This window comes from Amycolatopsis sp. SID8362 (assembly GCF_010550475.1).
GTDB lineage: Bacteria > Actinomycetota > Actinomycetes > Mycobacteriales > Pseudonocardiaceae > Amycolatopsis > Amycolatopsis eburnea.
Genome location: NZ_JAAGNB010000742.1, coordinates 1 through 3,455 on the forward strand (window position 1 = coordinate 1; position 3,455 = coordinate 3,455).

The window sequence follows — 3,455 nt, forward strand, 5'->3', positions numbered from 1 at the left end:
GGTGCCGCTGATGCCGCCGTCGAACGCCGCGCAGGCCGAGCGGCTCGCCGGGGTGCTGGCGGATTCCGGCGCGCGCGTGTGGCTGACGTCGTCGGCCGTGGCGGGACGGCTGCCCGCGCACGACCCCGTCGTCGTGGTGGACGAGCTGACCGGGCCGGGCGCCGATCCGGTGTTCGCCGACCCGGAGACGCCCGCGTACCTGCAGTACACGTCGGGGTCGACGCGCGAACCGGCGGGCGCGGTGATCCCGCACCGGGCGATCGTCGCCGCGTGCTGGCAGGGCGGTCGGGCCTACGCCGTCGACGAAGGCACGACCTGCGCGGGCTGGATCCCGTTCTTCCACGACATGGGCCTGATCCAGCTGCTGTGCCTGCCGGTCTTCGCCGGCGGCCGCGCGGTGTTCATGTCCCCGGCGGAATTCGTTCACCGTCCGCGAAGGTGGCTGCGGCAGCTTGCGGACTACCCCGCCGTGTTCACCGCGGCCCCGAACTTCGCCTACGACCTCGCGGCCGACGCCGGTGCCGAGGACGGCCTCGACCTCTCGGACGTGCGGGTCGCGCTCAACGGCGCGGAACCCGTCCGCCCGGCCACGGGAGAGCGCTTCCTCGAGGTCTTCGGCCCGCACGGGTTCCGGCGCGAGGCGTACCGGCCGTCCTACGGGCTCGCCGAAGCCACCGTGTACGTCGCGAGCGCCGGGCCGGAAGGGCCGCGCGGCGCCGTTTTCGACCGCGAGGCCCTCGCGCAGGGGCACGCCGTCGAAACCGTCGACGGGCAGGAGCTCGTGTCCGTCGGGCGGCCGGTCGGGCAGCGGGTGCGGATCGTCCACGACGGACACGAGCAGCCCGACGGCGCCGTCGGCGAGATCTGGATCCACGGCCCGAACGTCGCGACCGGGTACTGGGGCCGCGGCGACGCCACCGCGTTCGGCGCCACCCTCGACGGGCTCGACGGCTGGCTGCGCACCGGTGACCTCGGTGTCGTGCACCGCGGCGACCTCTACGTCACCGGGCGGCTCAAGGACCTCATCGTCATCGACGGCCGCAACTTCCACCCGCAGGACATCGAGGCCGCCGCGGGGGAGGCCCACCCGGCGGTCCGGCGCGACCGCGTCGCCGCGTTCGGCGTGACCGACGACGACGGCGAGGGTGCGGTGGTGGTCGCCGAATGGGCCCGCGGCGCCGAAGCCGACGTCAAGGAAGTGACCCGGGCCGTGCTGCGCGCGGTGTCCGCCGAGCACGGGCTCACCCTCCGCAGGGTGCATCTGGTCCCTTCCGGTGGACTTCCGCGCACCTCCAGCGGGAAGGTCGCCCGGTCGGCCGCGAAGGCACGTTATGGTGGCGACCGTGGGTGATCACCGCGCCGAGGTCACGAAGGTCGTCAGCGAGACCTTCCGGCTGGACCCGGCCCTCGTCGAGCCCGACGCGCCCTTGGAGGAGCTGGGCATCGACTCGAAAGGCCGGATCAAGCTGCTGGCGGCGCTGGAGGTCTACTACGGCGTGACGATCGAGCTGGACCAGCTCGACCGGTTCACCGACGTGGGATCGGTGGCCGCCGTGCTCGCGGAAGCCCTGGGAACTGGCGGAGCTACAGGAGAGGCGCTGAAATGAGCGGCGGGGGGTACACCGCGACGACCGAGGCGTTGTCGACGGCCTCGAAGACGATCGGTGACCTGGCGGAACACCTGCTGGACGACAACCCGGACCTGCAGAACTCGCAGGTGACCGCGGAGAAGTTCGGCCGGGCGCACGGCACCCACGCGACGAAGTACACCGCGGGCGCGCAAGCGCTGTGGGCCGCGGTTTCCGGCTACAGCAGCACGCTGGGGTCGTTCGGCACCAACCTCGGCACCGCCGGGTCGAATTACAGCGCCAACGAAGACAACCAGGCCGGCGCGATCACCAACGCCGGGGGCAGTCTCTGATGGCCGACGAGAAGAAGAAGTGGTCCGACGTCAAGGCGCTGCTGGACGATCCCAGCGTGCCCGCCGCGCAGAAGAGCGCGCTGATCAGCAGCTGGCTGCGGGAAAACCCGCCACCGCCGCCGTTCCTGGCCGACCAGGAACCCGACGAGATCAAGCAGAAGCGGCAGGAAGCCGAGAAGTACGCGACGGCGTACAACGCCAACCCGCTGTTCGCCGGGCAGTCGGTCGACGAGGCCTTCGACAAGGCCAAGCAGAGCGGCGACCAGAACTCCTACAACGAAGACCAGGAAAAGAAGGCGGTCGACGAGGGCAAGGGCAAGCTCGACAGCACCCAGCCGCCCGCGTCCGGTGACGACGGCACCACCAGCGGGACGAAGACGTCCGACGAGATCTTCGACGCCGCCGCGCCCGCGCTGAAGCTGTTCGAGACGTTCGGCTCGCTGCTGGCGAAGATCCCGGACGACTGCCGCGGCAACACCCGCGCGCTCGACCTCGACAAGGACATCCGCGCGCCGTTCGACGAGCAGCGCGGCATCAGCTTCGCGGACTTCGTCGCCGACGCCGCGCACTTCAAGCGCGGTTCGGAGACGGTGGACCGGACCGTGCAGGACACCGGCTCGCAGCTGGGCACCCTGTACCAGACGTGGAGCGGCGCGGGCGCCGACGCGGCGTCCGACACCTACAACGACAAGATCCAGCCCAAGGCCGCCAAGCTGGCCCAGACGCTCGGCAACGCGAGCGAGGCCACGAAGAACACCGCCACGACGGTGTTCCAGCTGTGCAAGGGCAAGGCCGACGCCGTCATCGGGATGTACACCGACCTGGTCGGCAAGGCCGACTACACGATGGCGCAGAAGGTCGTCGCGGTCGCCAGTGGCGAGCACGGCAACGAGCAGGACCTGGCCCAGATCGCGGGCTGGATGGACCTCAACTTCGGCACCAACCTGGTCAAGACCCTCAACGACCAGGGCTGCTGCGACGGCGACGAGATCAAGAAGCACGGCCAGGACCTGGCCAAGCAGTGGATCCAGAACCAGTTCAACCCCGACATGTGGGACCGGCTGTACAAGGGCTTCGAGAAGACCTGCAAGGACACGAAGGACCTCGTCGACCAGGCCTACGACGCCCTCGACAAGGTCATGGGCGGGATCAAGAACGAGTTCGAGGGCGCCGGCGGCACCGGTGGCTCGGGCTCGGGTGGTCCCGGTGGCCCCGGCACGACCGGCGGCTCCGGTGGTGGACCGGGTGGCTCGGGTTCCGGTTCGGGCGGCGGTTTCGGCTCGGGTGGCGGATCCGGGTCCGGCTCCGGTGGTGGGTTCGGCGCGGGTGGTTCGGGCGGGTCCGGATCCGGTTCGGGCGGCGGCTCGGGTTCGGGTTCCGGTGGTTCGGGAGCCGGTGGGGGCGGTGGCCAGGTGCCGCCGATCCCCGACACGAGCACGGGGTCCGGTGCGCCGGGCGGTGGCTCCGGCTCCGGCACCGACCTGCCCAGTGGGGCGGGCGGCGGCTCGGGCAGTGGTTCGGGCGGGGGCTCGGG

General features: G+C 71.3%; 4 protein-coding genes. All 4 read left to right on the plus strand.

The window, feature by feature from the left end:
* A partial coding sequence (locus G3I65_RS23280) for a fatty acyl-AMP ligase (RefSeq protein WP_160697994.1) occupies nucleotides 1-1,351 on the plus strand: 1,351 nt, incomplete at its 5' end.
* Nucleotides 1,344-1,607 (plus strand): acyl carrier protein, encoded by a 264-nt coding sequence (locus G3I65_RS23285; protein ID WP_191984048.1) that lies wholly within the window; start codon nucleotides 1,344-1,346, stop codon nucleotides 1,605-1,607. The genes G3I65_RS23280 and G3I65_RS23285, both read left to right, overlap by 8 nt.
* On the plus strand, nucleotides 1,604-1,921 hold the full coding sequence (locus tag G3I65_RS23290; RefSeq protein ID WP_160697995.1) for a hypothetical protein: 318 nt from the start codon (nucleotides 1,604-1,606) through the stop codon (nucleotides 1,919-1,921). The genes G3I65_RS23285 and G3I65_RS23290 overlap by 4 nt, the downstream gene beginning before the upstream one ends.
* The coding region (locus G3I65_RS23295) for a WXG100 family type VII secretion target (RefSeq protein ID WP_160697996.1) at nucleotides 1,921-3,455 on the plus strand (1,535 nt) is incomplete at its 3' end. The genes G3I65_RS23290 and G3I65_RS23295, both read left to right, overlap by 1 nt.